4 protein-coding genes are annotated in these 5018 nt (G+C 68.0%); 1 reads left to right on the forward strand and 3 read right to left on the reverse strand.

Translation table 11 applies throughout. The features are described 5' to 3' along the window. The first annotated feature begins 112 nt into the window (after positions 1-112). A complete protein-coding gene (locus tag AC1DYX_RS27655) occupies positions 113-2233 on the forward strand; it encodes a protein-disulfide reductase DsbD family protein (RefSeq protein ID WP_477264874.1) in 2121 nt (706 codons plus the stop codon). A gap of 336 nt (positions 2234-2569) precedes the next feature. Here AC1DYX_RS27655 and AC1DYX_RS27660 read toward each other — a convergent pair whose 3' ends face one another. From AC1DYX_RS27660 to AC1DYX_RS27670, 3 genes are read right to left on the reverse strand one after another with little or no spacing between them, the layout of a single operon-like run. Then, positions 2570-2980 carry an ExbD/TolR family protein gene (locus tag AC1DYX_RS27660; RefSeq protein WP_477264876.1) on the reverse strand — a complete coding sequence of 137 codons (411 nt, stop codon included), beginning with the start codon at positions 2978-2980 and terminating at the stop codon, positions 2570-2572. Further along, a complete protein-coding gene (locus AC1DYX_RS27665; protein WP_477264878.1) occupies positions 2980-3702 on the reverse strand; it encodes a MotA/TolQ/ExbB proton channel family protein in 723 nt (240 codons plus the stop codon). Before AC1DYX_RS27665 ends, AC1DYX_RS27660 begins: the two co-directional genes overlap by 1 nt. 33 nt (positions 3703-3735) lie before the next feature. After that, positions 3736-4455, reverse strand: a complete 720-nt coding sequence (locus AC1DYX_RS27670) for an energy transducer TonB (protein ID WP_477264880.1) — start codon at positions 4453-4455, stop codon at positions 3736-3738. Between the last annotated feature and the right edge of the window lie 563 nt (positions 4456-5018).

The raw sequence follows: 5018 nt of genomic DNA on the forward strand, positions 1-5018 counted from the left end.
GGACCGTGCCGGCGGCGCCACCAGCGGCCACTGCCGCCTCCACGCCCGTGTCTCCCACCACATCTCCGCCCGCGGCTACGTCCTCCAGCGGCACGCCGGGCTGGTAATCCACATGCAACGCATCACATCGCTCTGCCGGCGCGCCCTGGGCGCGCTGGCGTTTTTTTACGTGGGGCTGGCCAAGGCCGGCCCCGTATCCGATCAAGCGGCGACCGCCCAGGTGCAGGTACGCCTGCTCGCCGCGGACGACGCCGTTCGCCCCGGCGAGCAGGTGCTGGTCGGCGTCGAGCAGGTGCTGCAGCCCGAATGGCACACCTACTGGATCAATCCCGGCGACACCGGCGTACCGACGCGGATCGCCTGGGACCTGCCGGCCGGCGCGAGCGCCGGCCCTCTCGTGTGGCCCTTGCCGGCGCGCTTTTCCAACGGGCCGGTCACGAGTTATGGCTACGCCGGCGACGCGACCCTGCTGGCGACGCTGACGGTGCCCCACGACGCCCGCCCCGGCGGCATCTTCCCGGTACGCGCCCGGGTGAGCTGGCTGGTCTGCCGCGACGTGTGCATTCCGCAGCAGGCCGACGTCGCCCTTTCGCTGCCCGTGCTGGCCGTGGGCATGCCGTCCGGGGCCGGCGCGCTCGCCGTGGGGCCGGCGCACGCAGCCCTGCCGGCCAGCGTGCCGGGTGCCATGCGGGCGGAGACGGATGGCAAGGGCGTGATGCTGGCCGTGGCCGGCACCGGCGTCGCCCTGGCGGACCTGGAAGACGCCTGGTTCTACGACGACACGCGCGGCCGCACCGCGCCGGGCGCCCCGCAAGCCGCCCGCATCGACGGCAATCGTGTCGTGCTGCGCCTGCGCGCGGGCGAACTGCCCGGTTCACGGCTGACGGGTGTGCTGGTACTGAAATCGCGCGGCGCCACGCGCGGCTATGCCATCGACACGGGGCTCGCCGCGAGCGCGGTGCCGATTCCCCTGCCCGTCGATGCGCCTGCGGCACCCGTCGCGGCCGACGCCTCCCTGTCGCTGGTCCTGCTGTTTGCGCTGCTGGGCGGACTGGTGCTGAACCTGATGCCCTGCGTGTTTCCCGTGCTGTCGATCAAGGCGCTGGCCCTGCTCGACCACGCGCGCGAGGCCCCGCGCACCGTGCGCCTGCACGGTGTCGCCTACACGCTGGGCGTGCTGGCCAGTTTCGCGGCGCTGGGCGGCCTGCTGATCGTGCTGAAGGCCGGCGGTGCGCAGGTGGGCTGGGGCTTCCAGTTCCAGTCGCCGGCCTTCGTGCTGGCGACGTCCTGGCTAATGTGCGCGGTCGGGCTGAACCTGTCGGGCGTGCTCGAGGTCAACGGGTCGCTCGCGGGCATCGGCGGCGCGCTCGCGGCGCGCCCCGGCTACGCAGGCAGCTTTTTCACGGGCGTGCTGGCGACCATCGTCGCCACGCCGTGCACGGCGCCGTTCATGGGCGGCGCGGTCGCGTATGCGCTGGCACAGCCGCCCGCCGTGCTGCTCGCCGTCTTCCTTGCCATGGGCTCCGGGCTGGCCCTGCCCTATCTGCTGCTGAGCGCACGTCCCGTGCTGCAGCGGCGCCTGCCGCGCCCGGGTCCGTGGATGGTGCGTGCGCGCCAGGCGTTCGCATTCCCGATGTACGGCGCCGCCGCATGGCTCGTCTGGGTACTGGCGCGGCAATGCGGCGTGGACGCCGGCGCCATCGCGCTGGCCGGGATGGTGGCAGTGGCATTCGCGGCGTGGCTGTACGGCGCCACGCGCTTCGGGTCACCGGGCTGGCGCCGTGCGGGCAGCGGCGGCGCGGCGCTCGTCGTGCTGGCGGCACTGGGCGCGGCCCACGCGGCCATCGAGGGCCGCCAACCGGCTGCGGCGGACGCACCGGCCGATGTCGCATGGAGTCCGTACAGCGCCGAACGCCTCGAGACCCTGCGCGCTGGCGGCAAGCCGGTGTTCGTGAACCTCACCGCGTCATGGTGCATCACCTGCCTCGTCAACGAACGCGTCGCGCTGAACGGGCGCGACGTCGCGGACGCGTTCCGCCAGGCCGGCATCACGTACCTGAAGGGCGACTGGACGAGCCAGGACGAACGCATCACGGCGCTGCTCGCGCAATTCGGCCGCAGCGGCGTGCCGCTGTACGTGTTCTATCCGGCCGGCGTCGATGCCCGGCCGGTAGTGCTGCCGCAACTACTCACGGCCGACATCGTGCTCGACGCAATCCGCGCACCGCACTGATCCCCACCGCTGCCGTCGCACCGGCAGCGGCACCTCGAATTCGGAGTCAGAAATTCGGGGTCAGAGCACTTTTTTCGCAAATTCAGGGTCAGAGCACATTTTCGTGCACCATCTCTCCAGCAAGCCAGCTCGCACGGCCTCGCTAGCCTACCTGCCACCATGATGGTGCCCCAGCCTGCCACCCGTAACCCTTTGCATTCTGGTCATTGATCAGAAATGTGCTCTGACCCCGAATTTGTGCTCTGACCCCGAATTTTCACCCCGAATATTGGCGATAAAAAAACGCCGGCTGACTGCGCCGGCGCTGTGTGTCCCTGGGTCGTGGAGCGGTTGCGTTCAACCTCCGGGCTGGGTGAGAACGGACAGCTTCGTCACACCCGAGCGCTGGATGTTCGCGATCACCTTGGCCACCGCGCGATACGGTACGCCTTCGTCCGCCTGCAGGCTCACGGCCAGTTCCGGGTACGTGGCCACCACGCCTTTCAGCTCGGGTTCCAGCGCGGCCAGGTCCACCTCGCGCTTGTCGATGTAGATCTTGCTGGCGCCGTCGACGCTCACCGTCACGGATTTCGTCGGATTGGCAGGTTCCGTGGTCGATGTCTTGGGCAGGTTGATGCGCACCGCGTTGTTGAGCAGCGGTGCCGTCAGGATGAACACCACCATCAGCACCAGCATCACGTCGACGAGCGGCGTGATGTTGATTTCGCTGACGACGTCGCTGCTGTCTTTTCCGGTCGAGAAAGCCATTATGCGTGCGCTCCCACAGGCTGCACGCCGGGATGCACCGGACGCGCGGCGGGACGGACGGCCGCCTTAGTCACGCGGAAGCCGCTCTTCTGCGCCAGGTTGACGAAGTCGGTGGCGAAATTATCCAGTTCGGCCGCCTTCACTTTCAGGCGCCGCACGTAGTAATTAAAGGCCAGCACGGCCGGCACGGCGACGGCGATGCCGATGCCGGTCGCGATCAGTGCCTCGCCGATCGGTCCCGCCACCACTTCGATGCTGGCCGAGCCGCTCTTGCCGATCGCGCCCAGCGCGTTGATGATGCCGAACACGGTGCCGAACAGGCCGACGAACGGCGCCGTGCTGCCGATCGATGCCAGCACGGCGAGACCACTTTCCAGCGACTGGTATTCCTTCTGGATCTGCTGGCGCAACTGGCGCTCCAGCAGTTCCTGACGGTCCCAGCTGTGTTCGAGATCACTGCCCGATCCGTCCGTATCGCTGACATACAACGCTTCGAAGCCGACGTTGGCGAGGCGCGATTTGGGGCTGGCATCGCTGCCCAGCGCGGTGGCGGCGTCCAGAGAATTGGCGCTCCAGAACTTCTGCGTAAACTGTTTATCCTGTTTACCGACGCGTGCATGCTGAACGCCCTTGGCCAGGATCAGGACCCAGGTGACGATGGAAAACAGCACCAGTCCGTACAGGGCGCCTTGAACGATGAGATTTAAGTATTGGGTAGACATGGATGATGAGCGCCTATTATAAGAGTTGAAAAATCAGGAAAGCTTGAAGTTGAGGGGAACGGTGACCCAGCCGTCGATCGGCGTCTGGCCGCGCCGTGCTGGGTCGAAGGTCCATTGCAGCACCGCTTTGATCGCGGCATCGTCGAGGATCTTGAAGCCCGTGGACTTGTCGACCGTGACGTTGTCGGCCTTGCCCGACGCCAGCACGTGGACCTTGAGGATTACGCGACCCTGCATGCCGCGGTCCTGCGCCAGCGCCGGATAGTCCGGTGCCGGGTTGTTGCGGTAGCCGACGAAGCCGCGCGCTTCCGTCACCGGTTCCGGCGGCGGAGGCGCCGGCGGCGCGGCCACGGCGGGGGCCGGCGCGGGTGCGGGAGCGGTGGCCACCTGTACCGTGTCGGCCGGCGGCGGACCATTGTCGACGGCCTCCGGCTTTACCACCGGCAGCGGCGGCGCGGCCTTCACGGGCGCCCTGACGACGCGCGGCTGCGGTTTCGGGGGTTCCGGCGGCGGTGGCGGTGGTGGCGGTGCGATCTCGATCGCCAGCGGTTGCACCTTCGGCTGCGCCGGCTCGATGGTGGCAGGCCGGTGCAGTGCCACGATCACGCCGACGTGCGCCAGCGCCGTCAGGCCCGCCAGCACGGCCAGTCCGCCCTTGTTGCGCGCGCCCGCGGCCCGCAGCTGGCGGATCGCCGCACTCACCGGTTGCTGTTCCACCGCGAGACGCGGCGCCGGGCGGACGGCGCGACGCACCGCCGCCTTGCGGGGGGAATATCGAATACTCTCAAAACTCAGTGTAGTCATGACGAGGCCTTTCAGTTGTCCGTATGCGTTCCGTTGCAGGAACCGTGCCCGGCGCTAAGCCTTTGATTTCATTGACGACTGCTGATCTGCCGACAGCGCGGCTGCTGAAAAATCAACAGTGCGTTGCCGGCCCGGTGTTCAAACCTGCACATCCCGCGCGCTGCCCGGTTTGCAACACCCGCGCCGTTCATCGCTGCTCAACTATTGCCGTTTCCAGCAACCGTCCGGCGGCATCCCGGCACCAGAACCAGCCGTGACAAACGTGCACAAGAGTGAAGAACCATCCACATAAACGGTTTATGCCGTTATCGATCCACATTGGCATGCTCTTTGCGGTATGGAAGGAAACGCAACACCGACCCTAGCCACCGAGAGAGAACATACCAATGACGACTTCGACTATTGCCGCCCGTCCGCCAACCCGACCGTTGCCTTTGCGCCTGGCGCCCCTCGCCTGCGCGCTGGCGGGCCTCGGCCTGCTGTCCGCYGGGCCGGCCTCCGCGGCCGAGGGC

Source organism: Massilia sp. P2_C2 (assembly GCF_056404615.1).